This is a genomic window from Treponema denticola (assembly GCF_024400535.1).
Taxonomy (GTDB): domain Bacteria; phylum Spirochaetota; class Spirochaetia; order Treponematales; family Treponemataceae; genus Treponema_B; species Treponema_B denticola_C.
In genome coordinates this window covers 907,102-927,058 of sequence record NZ_CP038800.1, presented here as the reverse complement: position 1 = coordinate 927,058, position 19,957 = coordinate 907,102, and the positions used below count along the sequence as shown (strand labels likewise).

The 19,957-nt window shown below is 44.3% G+C and carries 14 protein-coding genes and 1 pseudogene; 5 read left to right on the top strand and 10 right to left on the bottom strand.

Translation table 11 applies throughout. The features are described from left to right. Positions 1 to 14: 14 nt before the first annotated feature. Together E4N78_RS04175 and E4N78_RS04170 are read right to left on the bottom strand one after the other, a co-directional pair. Positions 15 to 1,778 (bottom strand): dihydroorotate dehydrogenase, encoded by a 1,764-nt coding sequence (locus E4N78_RS04175; protein WP_255811800.1) that lies wholly within the window; start codon positions 1,776 to 1,778, stop codon positions 15 to 17. Between the two features lie 108 nt (positions 1,779 to 1,886). Further along, complete coding sequence (locus tag E4N78_RS04170; RefSeq protein ID WP_255811799.1) at positions 1,887 to 2,846, bottom strand: hypothetical protein; 960 nt, start codon at positions 2,844 to 2,846, stop codon at positions 1,887 to 1,889. A 148-nt stretch (positions 2,847 to 2,994) separates the two neighbouring features. Here E4N78_RS04170 and asnS point away from each other — a divergent pair, with 148 nt between their 5' ends. Beyond that, positions 2,995 to 4,416: an asparagine--tRNA ligase gene (gene asnS, locus E4N78_RS04165; protein WP_255811798.1), complete on the top strand. Its 1,422-nt coding sequence runs from the start codon at positions 2,995 to 2,997 to the stop codon at positions 4,414 to 4,416. Positions 4,417 to 4,448: 32 nt separating this feature from the next. Then, positions 4,449 to 5,885: a D-alanyl-D-alanine carboxypeptidase family protein gene (locus E4N78_RS04160; RefSeq protein ID WP_255811797.1), complete on the top strand. Its 1,437-nt coding sequence runs from the start codon at positions 4,449 to 4,451 to the stop codon at positions 5,883 to 5,885. Positions 5,886 to 6,033: 148 nt separating this feature from the next. On the opposite strand, the gene E4N78_RS04155 is transcribed toward E4N78_RS04160, so the two are convergent. The 8 genes and pseudogenes from E4N78_RS04155 to E4N78_RS04115 all read right to left on the bottom strand — a co-directional run. Next, the gene (locus E4N78_RS04155; protein WP_255811796.1) at positions 6,034 to 6,291 is read right to left on the bottom strand and encodes a type II toxin-antitoxin system RelE family toxin; all 258 of its coding nucleotides are present in this window, start codon (positions 6,289 to 6,291) and stop codon (positions 6,034 to 6,036) included. Continuing rightward, a complete protein-coding gene (locus E4N78_RS04150) occupies positions 6,288 to 6,518 on the bottom strand; it encodes a hypothetical protein (RefSeq protein WP_255811795.1) in 231 nt (76 codons plus the stop codon). Before E4N78_RS04150 ends, E4N78_RS04155 begins: the two co-directional genes overlap by 4 nt. Positions 6,519 to 6,951: 433 nt before the next feature. Continuing rightward, positions 6,952 to 9,984 (bottom strand): formylglycine-generating enzyme family protein, encoded by a 3,033-nt coding sequence (locus E4N78_RS13805; protein ID WP_370645010.1) that lies wholly within the window; start codon positions 9,982 to 9,984, stop codon positions 6,952 to 6,954. A gap of 182 nt (positions 9,985 to 10,166) precedes the next feature. Then, the gene (locus E4N78_RS04135; RefSeq protein ID WP_255811794.1) at positions 10,167 to 10,904 is read right to left on the bottom strand and encodes a DUF4469 domain-containing protein; all 738 of its coding nucleotides are present in this window, start codon (positions 10,902 to 10,904) and stop codon (positions 10,167 to 10,169) included. 117 nt (positions 10,905 to 11,021) lie between these two features. Further along, positions 11,022 to 11,375 (bottom strand): four helix bundle protein, encoded by a 354-nt coding sequence (locus tag E4N78_RS04130; RefSeq protein ID WP_255811793.1) that lies wholly within the window; start codon positions 11,373 to 11,375, stop codon positions 11,022 to 11,024. A 146-nt stretch (positions 11,376 to 11,521) separates the two neighbouring features. Further along, positions 11,522 to 12,295 carry a formylglycine-generating enzyme family protein gene (locus E4N78_RS04125; RefSeq protein WP_255812315.1) on the bottom strand — a complete coding sequence of 258 codons (774 nt, stop codon included), beginning with the start codon at positions 12,293 to 12,295 and terminating at the stop codon, positions 11,522 to 11,524. Positions 12,296 to 12,382: 87 nt separating this feature from the next. Further along, the gene (locus E4N78_RS04120; protein ID WP_255811792.1) at positions 12,383 to 14,335 is read right to left on the bottom strand and encodes a hypothetical protein; all 1,953 of its coding nucleotides are present in this window, start codon (positions 14,333 to 14,335) and stop codon (positions 12,383 to 12,385) included. A gap of 570 nt (positions 14,336 to 14,905) precedes the next feature. Next, a pseudogene (locus E4N78_RS04115) lies at positions 14,906 to 15,112 on the bottom strand (hypothetical protein); the annotation flags it as partial. Between E4N78_RS04115 and E4N78_RS04110 the strand changes: the two are divergent. From E4N78_RS04110 to recJ, 3 genes are all read left to right on the top strand, one after another. After that, complete coding sequence (locus tag E4N78_RS04110; protein ID WP_255811791.1) at positions 15,013 to 16,356, top strand: MFS transporter; 1,344 nt, start codon at positions 15,013 to 15,015, stop codon at positions 16,354 to 16,356. The pseudogene E4N78_RS04115 and the gene E4N78_RS04110 sit on opposite strands and share 100 nt — an antisense overlap. A 118-nt stretch (positions 16,357 to 16,474) precedes the next feature. Next, positions 16,475 to 17,806 (top strand): thymidine phosphorylase, encoded by a 1,332-nt coding sequence (locus E4N78_RS04105; RefSeq protein WP_255811790.1) that lies wholly within the window; start codon positions 16,475 to 16,477, stop codon positions 17,804 to 17,806. A 27-nt stretch (positions 17,807 to 17,833) separates the two neighbouring features. Continuing rightward, a complete protein-coding gene (recJ, locus tag E4N78_RS04100; RefSeq protein ID WP_255811789.1) occupies positions 17,834 to 19,957 on the top strand; it encodes a single-stranded-DNA-specific exonuclease RecJ in 2,124 nt (707 codons plus the stop codon).

The following is a 19,957-nucleotide window of genomic DNA, read 5'->3' as shown; positions in this document are numbered from 1 at the left end:
CCGCAAGCCTTCGCCTACATTTGGTCAAGACTGACAAATGTTCCCTTTTTGCAGGTCAAGATATTTCCGCAAGAACATTCGCCGCAAATACCTACCCCGCACATCGTGTTCATCTCTAATGACATAAAAATCTGATTTTTACGCACACCCATTTTTAAAAGGATTTCGGAGGCCCTGCGCATAAAAATCATGGGCCCGACCAGATAGGCCGCAAAAAAGTCCGGCTTACCCATATTTTCGGCTTTTCCTTGAATCGGGAGGCCGGTATTTCCTTCAATATTGTCTTTTTGGAATTGGTTTAGTACCCTGCCTATAACGCCCTTGTCGGCCACTTTTTTATAGGTACCGCATTCAATTAGAATTTTTTCGATGCCGTTGGGCTCCTTTTTTTTAATTTCTTCGGAAGTTCCCACATAGGTAGAAATTAAGGCTCCTTGCTTTTTTAAGCATTTTGCAAGGGCAGGAAGGACTGCAATACCAGTTCCGCCTGCAATTAAAAGGGCATTTTCGGTTTTAGGAGGTTTTATTCCTTTGCCGTAAAGGCCACGCATATAGATTGTATCCCCTTCTTTTAGCTCAAAAAGAGCTTCGGTAAAGGGGCCTCGTTTTTTTATGATAAGGCTTATAGGATCGGCTTCCGCAAGGGAAAAGGGCTTTTCGCCAACTCCGGGAATCCATAAGAACACAAACTGCCCTGCTTCGAATTTACACTTTCCTTTTAGGGTAATTATAATGATATCTTCACTTTCTTTCTCGATTTTAACGATGGTCTTAGCTTCGTATTCCAAGGCCTTTTTTTTGCGTAAAAATGAAGAAGTCTTATCGGTTTCTTTGCCGCGTATGCAGTTTAGAGCATCCGAGGCAAGGTTTTGAAAAAAAGGCTTTAAATCGTCTTGTTCAAGCATGCCGCAGGCAGAACCTATGCCTATTATATCAGCCCCTGCCCTAACGAGTTCGGCAGCTTGAGAACCAGTCATAACGCCGCCCATTCCGATTATAGGAATTTCTTCTCCTACAGCCTTCCGTATTTGCCCGATACATTCCAAAGCCCTTGAGAATACCCATGACCCGCTCATGCCGCCCTTTCCGCCCAGTTTATTTTGTAAGATGGGCTTTCCCGAATGGGGCTCAATGTAAACCTTGGGGCCTACAGTGTTAATAGCCGTTATGCCGTCTGCGCCTGCTTCAATTACGGCGGAAGCTATGGCTCCTATATCTTCTACATTAGGGGTAAGTTTTACAAAAATCGGCACGGTGCAATCGGGGAGAGCTTTTTTTATCGTCTTTACGTATCCGCAAGCAATTGCAGGGTCGCAGCCTATGGAGGCACCGAAGCCTGCCGAAGCATGGGGACATGAAAAGTTAAGCTCAAAGCAGTCGGCTAATTCTTCAAAGCCCTTTAAAAGGCTGATAAAATCTTCAGGGTTTGAGGCAGAGAGGGAAACGTTTAAAATAGAATCGGTTTTCCATGAGGAACGCAGCTCTTTAAGCTCTTTTACAGCCTGTTCCATTCCGCAGTTACGAAGACCGACGGAATTACCGAAACAGCCTAATTCGGGCTCGCAAAGGATGGGTTCTCTATTTCCCGGATTGGGCAGCACCTGAAAGCTCTTTGTGGTTATAAGACCGAAGCCCAGCTCATCGGCACAGTACCTTATCAAATTAGGTTTTGTAGAAAGAACGCCCGAAACGGTTGCAAGAATAGGCTCAGCCCTTCCTTCCCTGGCTGCAAGCCCTGCATTCTTAATTTTTTGTATTACTTCAGCCTTATTTTTCATTCCTCCCCCTTCCATAATAATACGACGTTTGCCGAAAGGCAAACTCGGCAGATAAACAGTGAGGCTGAATTCCTGCCGAACTGCTTATCATACCTCCTTGTGGTTTTTCTATCTATTAATATTCATATAAAAAACGATACCGACCTGATAAAATTTAACCTGAGTTTTTTTATCGGTATCAATAATCTTCGTTTGGTAAAAATCGTCTTTAACCTCATTTTTATAAACCGGATAAGTATACCATTGAGCCAAAAGCATTATATTATAATCTTTTTTAATATTAAAATTAATGACAGGGCCGAAAGTGGTTAGGAATAGGTCTTCACCCCATTTTTTATTATCAAGCCCTTTGGGAGAAGCAAACAGTTTTTTTTCTACATCTATTTTCATTGCAATTAAATCTAAAAATAAAGGCATCTTGTACCCTATTACATAGGAACTCATGTATCTCCAACCATTGCGGTTTGCTCCGGAATCGGCCTGGTAAAGCCATGAAGTTTCGGAATTTACTCCGCTCATAGCCTTATAAAGAGCATACTGATCCGTTTTAAAAATAACATGGCTCCAATCATGAGGTATGACGGCTCCTAGGTCAAACTGAAAAGTTCCTCCTAATGTAAATGAATATACAGCTTTACTAAAATTTATAGGAATAGAGTTTGACTTTCCGCCTTTATTTTCATTAATGGCCGTACCTAACAACTCATTTGTAAGTTTCCAGCCTGATCCGACACGGGACTCGGTATAAAATTCCAAAAAGGCGATAGGAGTCCAAGTAATACTGAATTTTCCCTCAAAACTTATAGGACTCAATTCCGCCCCTATTTTAAAGTTGATATTATTATCCTTCGTCAAAGGATTATCAAACTGCATGAGCGGAACTTTAAAACTTTGAGTTACACCTACCAAGGCTTGAGGCGGCCATGTAACAATAGCATTTATAGTTGTAGTATAGGCAACTTTCTTATTACTATGCTCTGAAGAATGGTTTTCATGAGTCTCTTCGCGGGCAGCCAAAGGTAAAAAGAAAAACGAGCACAAAGCGATACAGATAAAAGGTTTTTTCATAAAAGGTAACTCCTATTTGTTAATCTTTATTGTTATGATTTTATCACATACTAAGTATCAGGTCAAGATATTTTGCAACTTATCAGCCGTCAATCCATTTTAAAAGACTTGCTTGACAGAATCGGAATTTACCATATAATATATTTATATGATACATTTAATTAAAGATATTTTAACCTCCGAACCTAAAGGCCAGGCAATCGATGTTTACGGCTGGGTTCGCACAAAGCGGGAAACCAAGAATTTGGTTTTTATCGAGATTAATGACGGCTCTTGTTTTGCCTCCATTCAGGCAACATTTGACAGGGATAAGGGTCTCGATAATAATACCGAAGCTCTCTTAAAAAAGGCCGGCACCGGAGTTTCGGTAAAGGTATCTGGCAATCTAGTTCCCTCCCCTGCGGCAGGGCAAAGAGTTGAGCTTCAGGCCAATAATATCCATATCTTCGGTGAGGCTGATCAGGAAAAATATCCTTTGCAAAAAAAGCGGCATAGCATGGAATTTTTAAGGGACGTAGCTCACTTGAGGGCACGCACCAATACCTTCGGGGCTGTTGCCCGTATGAGGAGCCAGATGGCCTATGCAATCCACACCTTTTTTCAGGAAAGAGGTTTTCAATATGTGCATACGCCGATTATTACCGGCTCGGACTGCGAGGGCGCAGGCGAAATGTTCCATGTTACAACCTTTGATATAGAAGAAACCGTAAAGAAAGCTCTAAAAGAAAAAAAGGATCCCGATTCCTTTAAAATAGATTATTCTCAAGATTTTTTCGGCAAGCAGGCTCACCTGACCGTTTCAGGCCAGCTTGAAGGAGAAACCTATGCGACGGCTCTTTCGCGCATTTACACATTCGGCCCGACTTTTAGAGCTGAAAACTCGAACACAAGCCGCCACCTCGCGGAATTTTGGATGGTTGAGCCCGAAATGTCCTTTTTTACCATAAAAGAAAACATGGAGCTGGCAGAAGACTTTATCGTCTATCTTTTAAAATGGGCCTTGGAAAAGTGCAGGGAGGATTTGGAATTTTTTGATTCAAGAATCAAAAAAGGGCTTATCGAGATGCTCAAAAATGTTGTAAACACGCCCTTTACGCGCCTTACTTACACGGAGGCTATAGCAGAGCTTGAAAAGCACATTGACCGCTTTGAGTTTAAACCCTACTGGGGCTGCGACCTCCAGAGCGAACATGAAAGGTTTTTAACCGAGGAAGTATATAAAGGCCCCGTGATTGTTACAAATTATCCCAAGGAGATTAAGTCCTTCTATATGAAATTAAACGAGGACGGAAAAACGGTGCGGGCGATGGACGTGCTTGTACCGGGCTTGGGCGAAATAATCGGGGGCTCGGAAAGGGAAGAAAATCTTGATATTTTACAAGGGCGAATTAAGGAATTGGGTTTAAGGGAAGAAGACTATTGGTGGTACCTTGACCTCCGCCGATACGGTACGGTTCCTCATTCGGGATTCGGACTCGGGTTTGAGCGCCTTCTCCTCTATGTTACGGGTATGGGAAACATAAGGGATGTAATCCCCTTCCCCAGAGCACCGAAATTAGCCGAGTTCTAATTTTTTTAGTAAAAAATTTAAGACCTTAAAAAATGAAGCACAGCACAAACGGAATTATAAAAGTTATTTTTGTTCTCTTTGGGGCTGTGCTTTTTTCTGTATTGGCTTTTGCAGGTTTTATTTTTTTCCATGTTTCGGAATTAAAAAAAGCACAGCCTCTTGAGGTTTTACAAGAAGAAAAAACGGCAGCTCTTAAAACCTTTTACAGCCGGCATAAGATTAACTCAGACTTTCCGCCCCTTAATTCCATAGAAAATTTTTTGCCCGTAAAATCATCGTCTTCTAACATTGCCCCCTCGGCAAAAAAAATAGAATTACCTAAAATCGATGCCGAGTCCTACATTCTTATTCACGCAAACACCGGCACAATTTTAGCCGAGTCCAATGCCGATAAAATAATCCCTCCGGCCTCCCTTACAAAGCTGGTAACAATTTATACCATGCTTCAAAAGCCTGAGTTTAAAGATTTGGAAAAGATTGTTTTTCCACCTAAGGAGGCTTGGGCAATTTTTCTTCCCAAAGGAGCGGCTTGGATGGGCTTGGGAGAAAATCAAAGTTTAAGTATAGAAGAGCTGATAAGGGGAATGGCGGTTTGCTCGGGGAATGATGCAGCCCTTGCAGCTGCCCTGCTTACAGAAGGAAGCCTTGCAAAGTTTACGCTTAAAATGAACGAGGCCGTTAAAGCGATGGGCTTAAAATCCACCCGCTTTGAGGATTCTTCGGGCTTAAGCGAAAAAAATCAAACCACGGCAAGGGACTTTGCCTTATTTTCCCTCCAGTATTTAAAACAATATCCTGAAAACTTAAAAAAGTTTCATTCGGTAAATGAGATAAGTTATCCCCAAAAACACAATATTCTTATCAAAAAAAACTCCGCAGGTTTCAATGAGCTTCAAATTAAGCCTGCAACTAATACCCTTCTAAAAAAAATAGAAGGATGTGACGGTTTAAAAACAGGCTTTATTTACGAGTCCGGTTTTAATATTTCGCTTACAGCTCAAAAAAACGGCGAGCGTTTTATTGCGGTCATCCTCGGCGGTCACGGCAAAAACTTTACGGAAGGGATTTTTAAGCGGGAGCAAAATTCCATCAAGCTTATGAATTTTGCATTCGACAATTTTAAAAGTTTTGACATAAGGGAGCACAACAAAATTAGAAAAAATGTAAGAGTCCTAGATTCAAACCTGAATGTAAAAACTTCCGCCTTTATACCTCTCCTCGCCGATAAGGACTTTTCGCAAGACTATATTACGGTATTTAAAAACGATGAGAGGCATATAGAACAAGTTATAATTTTACCTGATGTAATAATGGCGCCTCTTTTTGCAGGACAGCAAATCGGCCGTATAGAATATAGAATTAAAGATTCAGACATTGTGTTAAAAACCATTCCTCTTATCTGCCCGCTCGATATAAAAGAAGGTTCATCTTTTAGAAAATTTATAGACGGCTTTTATCAATTTTTTTAATATTTACCATTTTTTAAAATAATCCGTATAAATATAATGAGGAGTTAACTCGAGGTTTATCCCCGACACGGAAGCCGGGAATAAACCGAATTATAAATTAGCTAATCGATTCCACTTCTTCTTGGGTGAGACCGGTATCATTCTCTGTTCATCGATACACCGTTGAGCGGTGAGCGATTTCGATGACGGTAATAATCAATTTATCGTCACAGATGCGGCATAAAATGCGGTAATCGCCGACGCGGTACCGCCATAGCCCTGAAAGATTTGAAGTAAGCGCTTTTCCGCGGGAGCGCGGATTATCAAGAAGCTCAATTTGTTCAAGGTAATCCAAAACACGCTTTGAGATTGCCGCGTCCAACTTTTTTAGTTGCTTTTTAAATGTTTCCGTCAAGACGACTTTCATAGACCTAACTCGTGCCGCATTTCGGCTATGGTGTATGTTTTTTCCCCGCTTTTTTCAAAGTCATTCCATGCTTTTTCGGCACACATGGCATCTTCGGCATCTTCCTTCAATTCGGCAAGGTAGCGGCTGAGGGCATTTTCTAAGACGGTATCTTTTGCCGCACCGGTCATTCGGGCTGCCTGTTCCAATTCTTGATAGAGTTTATTTGTCATGGTCATTGTAGGCATAGTTTCCTCCTAAAAAAAGCAATGAGGAAGTTTGAACTTCCGAATTGCCTTTTTTCGCCGTTTTGTAAGGCTTTAGCCTGAAAAACGGTATACAATAAACGATGTTTCATCAGGCGACAGCCTGATGAAACTCGGAGTTGAAGCGAGCGGCACTATTTGAGCCGTGAGCTTCAACCGTCCTCCTGTTTTTTTATTATACCACAGATTAAAGGACTTTAAAAGGGAGCGATGTAAATATTTAAGAGTAGAAAGCGCTTACACCCGCACACAAAAAAACTGCTGAAAAAGGTACATCCTGTACCTTTTTCAGCTTCGAGTTTTGCCTTACGGCAAAACGTCGTAAATATGGAACCAACGGGCGTCCTGTCCGCTTTTGGCTTAACCGCACAGGATGTGCGGTGGTTCCACGCGTGCGATGTTTTAGGCGGAAAGCCTAAAACTCATACCTGCACACTATGCGAAAGCCGGTATTCTTGTTGTTCTCGTCGGGCTCTTGAAGGTAGCGATACGCACAACGGCAACCTTCAGGGTCGTGCTTGACGATGTGCTGAGCGTAGCTGCCGCCGCGTTTGATGCGCCCAGGCCCCGAAGTCGATCCGGTGGGGTCTGTACTGTTTTCAGGCAGAGGGTCGCTGTACCAATCCCAGCACCATTCCCATACGTTGCCCGACATGTCAAAAAGACCGAATAGGTTTTTCTTCAGCCTTCCCACGTGGTGCGTTAGGCCGTAGCTGTTTTTATCGTACCACGCACAGGTTACAACTTCGTCTGGGAAGCTCGTGCCCGCCCATTTCTGCCGTGCACTGCCGCCTTGCGCCGCCCATTCCCATTCGGCTTCGGTGGGCAATCGGAAACCTTTTTTGCTCATATCCATGACCGGCACTTTTTTATCCTGTGCGTCTTCTACCGTGTAGGTATGCCCGTTATAGGTATACACGCATTGCGCTTCTCCCAAAGAGTAACAACAGCGCGTAAGCTCGTTGCAAAAAGCTACCGCATCAAACCAGCTTACCTTTTCTACCGGGCGCTTTTCTTGGCTCTCGCCTGATGCAGTCGGATGTGAGCTGCCCTGAAAGTAACTCGGATTGTGTGCCATTACCAACTCGTACAACTCTTGCGTAACTTCCGTTGTGCCTATCCGATAGGCGGTTAAACTGACCTTATGCACATTGTTGTAGACGTTTATGCGGGGGTCGTTCAAGCCTCCGACAGTGCCGTTTGTTACCGCGTCTATCTTTTTCATATCGTAATCTTCATACGAACCGTTAGAGCCTATCGGTGCACGATACCTCAGTCCGCCGTAATACGTAATTATTTTAGGTCTGACAAACGCATACACCGTGTTCGACGGCACGTTGCCGGCATCTAACATATAGGTACCGCTTATAAGCGCTCCGTTTTTATCATTCCAATGCCATTCCACCTCCGTATTAGACAAAAGAGGATACTTATCCTTAAGCCGGTTTTGTACGAAGTACCACAACTCGCGGTGCTTTGCGGTTCCGGTGCCGAGCGTTACCGTTGCCCCCGTAATCCTGCCGTATGTAACGGTAAGCTCTATGGGCGGCGATATTCTGGCATACACCGTGCGCGCATTCCCGTCGCTTGCTTTAAACGTATAGAAAAAGTTTATAAGCTCCCCGCCTGCATTATCCAAATACCAGTGTATGGAGTGGTCTTCGGGAACGCTTACCAGCGGTGCAACCTGCTTTTGTACGTTGTGCCACTCATCACCGTCGTATATGGTGATAGTACCGGCGGTCGCCGGTGTGCCCGAGCCTGAACCGTATGTAACGGTAAGCGTAATGCGCCGGTCGCCCGTTTTGGCAAAGACGGTGCGGTTTTGCCCCTCGGTTTTTTTAAACTCGTATTCGTCGGTCAACACAGGAGCACTTTCGCTTTCTCCCCGATGCCATGCGGTTACGGCAATATTTGAAGGATCGCTGACCTGTATCCTGCCTGCGGCCTGCTCTTTTATGTCCTGCCACTTTCTTCCGCTCAGAACGACAAGCGGCGTGCTGTCCGGTACGCTCACGTTGCTGTCGCCCCTTACGGTGATGTTAATGCGCAGGTCTTCCATATCGGCAAAGATGGTTGTGTCGTCGTCGAAGGTGTAGGTATCGTTCACCGTATTGCCGTTCTTTTTCCATCCGTTACACTGAAAACCGTAGTGCACTTTGAGCGCAGCTGCCGCATAGTCTTTAAGAACCGAATTCCAACGGGTTCCCTTGTTGACGCTGATCGGGTTCGGCCCCAGTATGGAACCGCCTCCCTCAGGCGTTACGCCGAAGGTGATTTTGACTTGTGTTCCTGAGCCCTGTATGGGGCTTAAGTCGGGTAAGTTCGCCCGCGATTTGACGAACACGGTAGTGTCTTTGATAAACGTGTCCGTGTCTTCAAGCTCCGGTGCGCTTTCGTCCTCGCCCAAGTGCCACGTGTCCAAAAGCCAGCCCGTCTTTGCACTGACCTTGCCTTGAACCGTCGACTTCGCTTCCGCCCACTTGGCACCCTTCAGTACCGCAACCGGTTCTGCCGGCAGGTCTATGTGCTCATCGCCTTTTACGGTGATGTTGACGGTAGATCCGACCGTTTCGGCATAGACGGTGCGGTCTTGTCCGTCGTCTTTTTTGAACTCGTACTCGTCGGTCAGCACGGGATCGCTTGCGCCCGTTCCGCGGTGCCACTTGGTTATGACGTAGTTTGGTTTGTTCACGCTTACTTTGGCGGCAACGGTTCCTTTAATGCTCTGCCACTTTACCCCGCTTTTAATGACAATCGTTTCCGTCGGGTTGTTGACGGTAACGTTGCTGTCGCCTTTAACCGTCAAGTAAATGCGCATGTCTTTCAGCTCGGCAAGGATGGTTGTGTCGCCGTCGAAGGTGTAGGTATCGTTTACCGGGTTGCCGTCCTTTTTCCATCCGTTACACTGAAAGCCGTAGTTCACTTTGAGCGCGGCTTCGGCATAGGCTTTAAGAACCGAATTCCAACGGGTTCCCTTGTTGACGCTGATCGGGTTCGGCCCCAGTATGGAACCGCCTCCCTCAGGCGTTACGGCAAAGGTGATTTTGACTTGTGTTCCTGAGCCCTGTATGGGGCTTAAGTCGGGTAAGTTCGCCCGCGATTTGACGAACACGGTGGTGTCTTTAACAAACACGTCCGTGTCTTTCAGTTCCGGCGCACTTTCGTCAGCACCCAAATGCCACGAGACAATCAAAAAACCCGTTTGAGTACTGACCTTGCTTTTGACCGTCGACTTCACTTCCGCCCACTTGGCACCCTTCAGTACCGCAACCGGCTTCGACGGCACATTGACGTTCGCATTCCCTTTTACGGTGATGTTGACGGTCGAACTGCCTCCGCCTCCCGCGTTGTTCGGGCATGCGGTAAACAGCAGAGCAACTGCCAAAAATGCGGCTATAATGAGCGCCACGACTCTTTTCTTTTTGTTGTGTGTTCTAAACTTCATAGACTCCTCCTGCTAAAGTCTTTTCAATTTTTAATTTGTAATTAAGGCAATTACCAATTACCAATTACCAATTATCCATTGAACTCCCCATTATCAAAGACCCTTTGCTCGCTCGTACAAAGACCCTTTGATAGAGCGTACAAAGAACCTTTGATACGGCGTACAAAGAGCCTTTGATACGCCTATGTTTTTGCCGTGCACGGGTAGCCGTAGACGATTTCGCGCAGGGTTTTAAGCGGAATTGCCCCTGCCGAATACTTTGTGCGCACGATGACCGTTACCTTTCCTGCCGGAAGCGCTTGCGGTACGCGCGCGATGATTTGGCCGGGCTTGTTGACCGACAGGCGCCTCGTTGTTTTGTGTTCCGTGCCGTCGGCGGCTTTAAAGAACACGCCCTGTTGAGCGTCCTTTTCGTCCACTTTGAGCTTGTCGCCTTCTATTATGATGTCGTCCCCGATGGTGAGCGTGCCGTCGTTTAAGCCGGTAGCCGTATCGGTGATCGCCGTGATGCGGGCGCTTTCTTCCTTTGCGCCGAGCACTTTTACGCCGATTGCGTCGAGCGCCGTGCGCAGGTCGGCGGTCGGGATAAGGTCAACCGTCCTCTTGTGGATTTTTTCGTCGTAGGCGGAGTTCTCCGTTTCCCACACGCCCGATACGCGCGGACTGATTTGCACGAGTCCGTCCATAAAGGCCGCTCCCTGCTGAATAAGGTCTTTGACCGCTTTATCGCGCAAACCGAGGATGCTCAAGATGGTTTCTTTGCGGAACTCGCTTCGTTCCTTGGTGATAATGTCCGCAATGTCTTCGTTATGCTGCGTTGAAACATGCGCATGAACGTCGGCGATACAATCGCGGTCATTGTCCTTTGTGAGCGTATTCGGACGCAAATACACTTCCCACACGAATTTCTTCTTTGCCATAAAAGCCCTCCTTGTTATCAATTGGTAATTGGTAATGTGTAATTTGTAATGTGTAATTTGTAATTAAATTACCAATTACCAATTACACATTATCCATTATCCATTACCCATTACCCATTACCCATTATTCCTGTGTTTCGTTATAGCGACGAGGATTTTGATGATTTCTTGGCAGTCTCGGTAGATTGCACAAAAGTCTTCCTCGCCGATATACCCGCTTTCGTGTAAAAGCTCCAGCCAATATTCCGTTTCGCTTGCCTCTTTGAGCGCGATATAGAGCTTTGCATAAAAGTCCGCCTTGCTTTGTCCCTGCTCGGCTTCTTTAATGTTTGCTCCGATACTCGTTCCGCTTTTTAAAAGCTGCTTCGACATAACGAATTCGCGGTTCTTATCGCAGAGCTTTTTGTACAAGGCGATTACCTTTAACGCAAACGCCTTCGACTTATCAACAATAACGTTATCGGTCTTCATTTTATCAATTTGTAATTGGTAACTCAATTTGTAATTGGTAATGTGTAATTTGTAATTAAATTACCAATTACACATTAACCATTGAAATTACCAATTAACCATTACACATTATCCATTGAATTATCCATTACACATTACCCATTGAACTAATCCCTGCACACTATGCGTAAGCCCTTATAATAGAACTGGTAACTTTCAGCAGGGTCATCGTAGTCCCGAAATGCACACTCGTACTGATCATAAGACGTAGTAACGCTATAACAGCCGCCGCCGCGACAAACGCGCTTGATGCCTGACGCCGGTCCGGTCGGGTTAGTTCCGCCTGTAGGCGTTTCATTCTTATACCAGTCCCAGCACCATTCGGAAACGTTGCCGTTCATATCGTAGAAGGACCAAAGGGCATTAACGTCCTTCCTGCGTCCTTGGTGGGTTTTTTTGCCGCTGTTGCCGCCGTTTTGCAAGCCGTACCACGCATATTTTCCAAGCTCGTTTTGATTGTTTGTTCCGGCATAGGTCTGCCGCGCAGAGCCGCCTTGGGCTGCCCATTCCCATTCGGCTTCGGTGGGCAATCGGAAGCCTTTTTTGCTCCTGTTCATCGCAGGCTCTTTTTTTTGCTGTGCGTCCTGTACGGTGTAGGTATGCCCCCCAACCGTATATACGCATTCGCTTTCTTTCAAAGTGGAACAACAGCGCGTCAGCTCGTTGCAAAAGGCAATGCAGTCATACCAGTTGACATATTCTACCGGACGCTGCTCCTGTATTTCACCTGTTTCAGGCGGGTAGAGCGAGCCTTTAAAGTGGCTCGGGTTTGTACCCATTACCAGTTCGTACAGTTGCTGCGTTACTTCCTCTTCTCCCATCCAGTAGGCATCCAAACTTACCTGATGCTCCTTGTTGTTATGAAAATAGTTCTGTCCGATAGTGCCGTTTGTTACTGCAGGAATTTTATACAGCCAAGATTTGCATTTTCTAACGGTGCCGTTTTCCGGAGCGTAAAACTCCAGCTTTTAACCCCCAAAAGCTAGTTCATACGTTATGTTCGGCCTGCTGATAGACGCATACACGGTACGCGACCCGCCGCTTGCCTTAAAGGTATAGTTGGCGCTTATCTCCTGCCCGTTTGCATCGTCCCACTGCCATTTTAAGACTTTCGACCCGGAAGTAAGCGCGGATGAGGGCAGCGTATTTTGAGCCTGCACTTTTACCTCGCTCCACTTTTTGCCGTCGAACACGGTTATTGTGCCTGCCGTAAGCGGGTTTTTCGTGCCCGGTTTGCCGTATTTTACGGTAACCGTTATGCGCTTATCGCCCGTTTCGGCATAGACGGTGCGGTTTTGTCCGTCCTCTTTTTTGAACTCGTAGTCGTCGGTCAGCACGGGATCGCTTGCGCCCGTTCCGAGGTGCCACGCGGTTATGGCGTAGTTTGTCGGGTCGTTCACCGTTACTTTGGCGGCAACGGTTTCTTTAATGCTCTGCCACTTTGTCCCGCTTTTAATGACAATCGTTTCCGTCGGGTTGTTGACGGTAACGTTGCTGTCGCCGGTAACCGTCAGGTAAATACGCCGGTCTTCCAGCTCGGCAAAGATGTTCGCATCGTCATCAAAGCTGAATGTGTCGTCAAGCAGTGTGCCGTTCTTTTTCCAGCCCGTCAGCTCGTAGCCCTGGCTCACTTTGAGCGCAGCTGCGGCATAGTCTTTAAGCAGGGGGTTCCACGGCGTGTTTTTGTTTACGCTGATAGGGTTCGGCCCCAGTATGGCGCCTCCTCCCGCAGGCGTTACGCCGAAAGTGATTTTGACTTGTGTTCCTGAGCCCTGTATGGGGCTTAAGTCGGGTAAGTTCGCCCGCGATTTGACGAACACGGTAGTGTCTTTGATAAACGTGTCCGTGTCTTTAAGCTCCGGTGCGCTTTCGTCCTCGCCCAAGTGCCACGTGTCCAAAAGCCAGCCCGTTTTTGCACTGACCTTGCCTTGAACCGTCGACTTCGCTTCCGCCCACTTGGCACCCTTCAGTACCGCAACCGGTTCTGCCGGCAGGTCTATGTGCTCATCGCCTTTTACGGTGATGTTGACGGTAGATCCGACCGTTTCGGCATAGACGGTGCGGTTTTGTCCGTCCTCTTTTTTGAACTCGTACTCGTCGGTCAGCACAGGGTCGCTTGCGCCCGTTCCGAGGTGCCACTTGGTTATGACGTAGTTTGGTTTGTTCACGCTTACTTTGGCGGCAACGGTTCCTTTAATGCTCTGCCACTTTGCCCCGCTTTTAATGACAATCGTTCCCGTCGGGTTGTTGACGGTAACGTTGCTGTCGCCTTTAACCGTCAAGTAAATGCGCATGTCTTTCAGCTCGGCAAGGATGGTTGTGTCGCCGTCGAAGGTGTAGGTATCGTTTACCGGGTTGCCGTCCTTTTTCCATCCGTTACACTGAAAGCCGTAGTTCACTTTGAGCGCGGCTTCGGCATAGGCTTTGAGCAGGGGTGCCCACGGCGTGTTTTTGTTCACGCTGATAGGGTTCGGCCCCAGTATGGAACCGCCTCCCTCAGGCGTTACGCCGAAGGTGATTTTGACTTGTGTTCCTGAGCCCTGTATGGGGCTTAAGTCGGGTAAGTTCGCCCGCGATTTGACGAACACGGTGGTGTCTTTAACAAACACGTCCGTGTCTTTCAGTTCCGGCGCACTTTCGTCAGCACCCAAATGCCACGAGACAATCAAAAAACCCGTTTGAGTACTGACCTTGCTTTTGACCGTCGACTTCACTTCCGCCCACTTGGCACCCTTCAGTACCGCAACCGGCTTCGACGGCACATTGACGTTCGCATTCCCTTTTACGGTGATGTTGACGGTCGAACTGCCTCCGCCTCCCGCGTTGTTCGGGCAGCCGGTAAACAGCAGTGCCAGTGTTAAAGTTGCGGCTGTGATGAGAGCCGCGACTCTTTTCTTTTTGTTGTGTGTTCTAAACTTCATAGACTCCTCCTGCTAAAATCTTTTCAATTTTTAATTTGTAACTCAATTGGTAATTGGTAATGTGTAATTTGTAATTCAAACTTTTATCCGAAAAAGTGCCGTTCCTCCCCTATTCATTTTGAATTGACCTGTCTCAATCTGTAAGATATTCCGATTATTCCTTTGCGAAGTTGATGAGAATGTTTGTAGCTGCTGTCGGTGCTTTTCAAGCGTTTTTCTATCATTATTTACATTATAGCCCGTTTTTATGCGGATTTCAATGTTTTGGGAAATTTTCTCAAGTTTTTTTATTTAACCGCAGAGATGCTAAGATCGGCAAAGGAATTTTGATGAGGTTTTGATGACATATTCTTTTATTTTCCCTTGGCGTTCCTTGCGGACTTGGCGGTTTCTTTTTATTTAACCGCAAAGATGCTAAGAGCGCAAAGAGGTTTAAGGGAGTCTTTGTAAGACATCCTTTTATAATCCTCTGCGAAGTTGAGCGAAGCTCAACGCTTTGCGGGCGTTGCGGTTTTTTGAATCTGCTCCGGCTATTTGCAAAAAGACTATTCAAAAATTGCCGCAGGCGTTTCAAATATTTTCGACTTCTTCTTGAGTTAGACCGGTAGCTTGCATTATCTTTTTTACGGAAGCCCCAAGCTGTTTTAAAATCCGTGCCGTTTCAAGAGCTTTTTGGTATGAACCTTCGGCAAAAGCTATTTGTCTTTCTTCAGCTCTCTGTACTGCGATGTCTGTATCATAATCATATTCGGCTAGTAACATGTTTATTACCTCTCTTTTGCAAATATGCGGGCATCTCGCTGATAGGCGATGAGATAGGAAGCGTAGCTATTTCTATCTGGGTCGCCCTTCAAACAGATAATCCTATAAATTTTGCCCTTGTATATTCTGCAGCCAAATTTTCAAGAATTGTTTTTTCTCTTTTTTCGGGTTCAATCGTAGACAGCTTTAACAAAAAGAAGATTTTATACTTAAGCGACTCGGCTCAATTTGTTTTAAATATTTTTATTCTATTTTTGATTCTTTTAAATTTGGATTTTAAGTTAAAGGTATTTTTGTTTTGCCTTATAAGTGTTTTGCAAGGTTTTTGCCTGTCCATCTTTAAGCCGTCGAGCAGGGCAATTTTGCCCGAAATAATAAATAAAGAAAATTTAAAAAAAGCTAATTCGGTTTTGGAAATGAGTAAGAGCTTAATTTCGATGCTGGCCGTAATCTTTGCTGCGGGGCTTGTGATGCTCTTAGGCTGTGAGGTCTGTATTTTAATAAATGCCATAACTTTTTTTATATCCGCCCTATCCGAGATTTTTATTCGTTACGATTTTAAAAATAAAGATGAGCAAAAAAAAGCGGAGTCAAAGTTAAAAAAAATCTTCGACGGATACCGCTATGTTTTAAGCGAAAAAGAACTTTTAAGATTTGCATTATTGGCTTCATGCTTAAACTTTTTTTGTACACCGATTTTTTCGAACATACTGACCTATCAGTTTAAGACGGTTTTTATGTTTAATTGGCAGTCGACTTTTCCTTTTCTAAATAAATTTTTAAAAGATGAAAAATCTTTTTTAGCTCTTCTTTCAACAATTGTTTTTTTCGGCTTAGGAATAGGAAATATACTGGGCAGCCTTGCTTCTCGAAAGGTTTCCGGTAAAAATATAAAATTTTTTGCTTTGGTTTTGCCGGCCTTTTCTTTTTTGATTTTAGGTTTTTACTTTTGGTTTTTAAAAGAAAACAACTTTTTATTTAATATAATCTTACTCGGCGGTATTATCAGCTCATCCGCCCTGCTTGCAGGTTTCAGTATGGGAGTTTTTAATGTCTATGTAACAAGCCTTTACCAAAAAAAAGTACGGCCCGAATTCTCAGGAAGATTTTTTGCCTTTAATACCGTGCTGATTCAAATATCTTCTCCGATAGGAATGCTTATCGGCAGCAGTATCGCTGCAATAGGCATTTTTTATCCCGTCTTTCTTTTTGCCGGAATCTTTTTACTCTTGCTCGGGTTTATTTACATGTCAAGATAATTTAAAACTCTAAACCTGAACAGCAAAACGAAAGAGCAAAACCCGTATCATGCTTGAAAATATTTAGGCTTGACATTTATCCTCTTTCATAATAATATCAATATGAAAGGAGTAACACATGAGAGCTGCAGATATTATTATGAAAAAACGCGGAATTAAGGGGCATCCCTTAGAACCCTTAAACCGCAAAGAAATAGAGTTCATCGTAAATTCTTATGTAAGGGGAGAAATACCCGAGTACCAAATTTCGGCATGGCTGATGGCCGTTTATTTTAATGGAATGAGCTTTGAGGAAACAGCTATTCTCACAGATGTCATGCTTCACTCGGGGAAAACAATGGATCTTTCAGGACTTCAAGGCCCATTTGTCGACAAACATTCAACGGGAGGGGTTGGAGATAAGCTTTCTCTTCCTCTCGCTCCCATTGTAGCGGCAAACGGAATTAAGGTGCCTATGATGAGCGGACGAGCTCTAGGTCATACCGGCGGAACCCTTGATAAGCTTGAATCCGTTACAGGATATAGGACAAATCTAAGCGAATCCGAATTTAAAAACTTTATATCAAAAACAGGTTTTGCTATGACCGGCCAAACAAAGGAAATTGTACCGGCAGACCGCCTTCTTTATGCGATGCGGGATGTTACGGCTACGGTAGAATCAATCCCCCTTATTACTTCAAGTATTTTGTCAAAAAAAGTTGCAGAAGGTTCCGAAGCCCTGGTCTTCGATGTAAAATGCGGAAAAGGAGCCTTTATGAAAAGCTTGAGCGATGCGGAGGCCTTAGCAATAAGCCTTGTAGGCACAGCCAAGGCTATGGGAAAAAAGGCTAGAGCCTTGATAACAAACATGAATGAACCCCTTGGAATAATGGCCGGAAACTTTTTAGAAATTGAAGAAACAATAGATATACTAAAGGGGCAAGGCCCTGAGGACAGTACGGAACTCACATTGCAGCTTGCAGCTCATATGCTTATTTTAGGCGAAAAGGCAAAGACGGAAGAAGAAGGGCTTTCTCTTGCAAAAGAGGCCGTAAGCTCAGGCAGGGCACTGGATCTTTTTATGCAAAACATAGAACTTCAAGGAGGCAACTCAAAGACCCTTATGACCGAATATAAAACCCGCCGCAGCAAATTCTTTGAAGAGCTAAGGGCCGAAAAAGACGGTTTTATTGGAAGCATAGATGCTTTTGAAGTCGGAATGGCCGGAGTAAACCTTGGAGTAGGAAGAAGTAAAACAACAGACCCTGTATGCCCCGATGCCGGAATTGAAATTTTAAAACACAAGGGGGACAAAGTAAAAAAGGGAGATCTTATAATGATGGTTTATGGTAAAGATAAGGAATCTCTTTCTACTGCAATACCTCTTTTAAAAAAATCAATAGAATATTCCGAAACATCTCCGCAAAAAGAAAAGCTCATTTTTAAAATTATTAAACAAGAAGATCTTTAATAAATGAGTCTTAATGCGGAGTAAACAATGAACTGGCAAAAAAAAGAAATCGGACCTGAACTGGTAAATGCAATAAAAAAAAAATATGGATGTGACCCTCTTACTGCTGCAATCTTGGTAAGGCGTGGAATTATAGAAGGAGAAGAAATCCTCTTTTACTTGGAAGATGATATGCGCTACCTTCACAGCCCCTTCCTTTTTAAAAATATGGAAGATGCCGTAGACCGCATTCTAAATGCTAAAGAAGAAGGCGAAAAAGTTTTAATTTTTGGAGACCGTGATGTAGACGGTATTACAAGCACGACATTGCTCTATGAAGCCTTAAACAAACTGGGGCTTGATGTATCATGGCGGATACCTACGGGCGATGAGAGCTACGGTCTTTCTATAGAAGCTGTAGAAAAACATGCCGAACAGGACGGCACCCTTATAATAACCGTAGACTGCGGAATCTCAAACTTCAAAGAAATTGAAAAAGCTAACAGCTTGGGTATTGATGTAATAGTCGTAGATCATCACACCCCTCAGGAAAATTTGCCGGATGCGGCCGTTATAATAAACTGTAAGGTACCGGATTCCGGTTATCCCTATGAACATCTGTCAGGTTGTGCAACCGCATGGAAGCTGATAACGGCGATTAGATTCGGGATGCAGCCCTTCTACAAACAGCAAGTATGCCTTTTAAATGTGCGGCCTGTAAATGATGCTTTTTCAATTGAAGCAGTAAAACTCGTAAACATGGTACAAACCGCTAAAATTACCGAGACGGTCATCCCCGGCATGCTGTCCTTTTCTGAAACAAGGCTCGGAAATTTTTTAAGCGGGCAGCAAATCTTCGTATGGGATGCTCCCTTACAAAAAAAACAGCTTAAAAATATTTTCGGTAATGGAATAGAATTTAATTTTTTTGATTTTCAGCCGGAAATATCAAAACACTTCCCCAAGATGGCCGACATGAGCCTTTTACGTTTAAAAGAATTTTCTACAATCGGAAAATATTCTACCGAAGCCCCGTCTGAGCTTGATACATTTAAAAATATTTTTATTACATTTATTCAACAAAAAAATAACTTTTACGGTCAGCAGGAGGCCTCAGAAATTCAGCTTGTCGCCCTTTCGACGCTGGCAGATCTCATGGAGTTAAAGGGAGAAAACCGAATCATCGTAAAACAGGGCTTAAAAGAAATAAATAAAAAACCCCGTCTCGGCCTCGTAGACTTGATGGCAATACAAAAAATTTTAGGTTCTCCTATAGGCACCGAAGATATCGCATGGAATATTTCTCCGCTGGTAAACGCAACGGGCAGGATGGGACGGCCTGAAACGGCTATCGAGCTTTTTCTTGCCAAAGACTCAAACGATAGAACAGCAAAAGCTCAAGAAATATTTAAAATGAATGAAGAGAGAAAAACTTTAGGAAGCAGAGCATGGGAAATAGCCCTTCCCTTAGCACAGGAGAGCTTAAAAGAATATAACGAAAAACTGGTAGTAGCCGTAAGCGGCGAGTTTCATAGGGGGATAACAGGAATCCTTGCAGGAAAATTAGCCGAATACTTTAAGCTTCCGGCCCTAGCCATCTGCCTGATGCCTGACGGCAGTGCCGTTGCTTCAATACGGTCTGCACGGGGATTCAGGCTCTTGGACTTTTTAGAACCATATAGTGAGCTTTTTTTAGATTACGGAGGTCATGATTTTGCTGCAGGCTTCGGAATAGAACAAAACAAACTGTCTCAATTTTTAGAAAGGCTAAAGAACTTTTCTCAAGCTATGAAATTTGAAAACACCGAAGATTCGGAAACTATTGTAGTTGATGCCGAGCTTCCGCATGAATATTTAAAACCTGAAATATTAAATTTAGTTGACAAGTTTGAACCCTACGGATGCAGCTCTCCGGCTCTTATTTTTTTAACAAAAAAAGCAAAAATCTTAAATGCCTCAATCATAGGTAAAACCGAACCTCTGCATCTGCGTTTTAATTTAGAATGCGGAAAGTATAAATGGACGGCTCTTTATTGGAAGGCGGCAGAAAAACTGGGTAAGGAATTTAAGATTGGAGATTATGTCGATATAGTATTCAATGTGTCTAAAAATTATTTTAACGGCTCTGTTACGCCGAAAATGATTATCAAAGATTTAAAAAGAACGGATTAA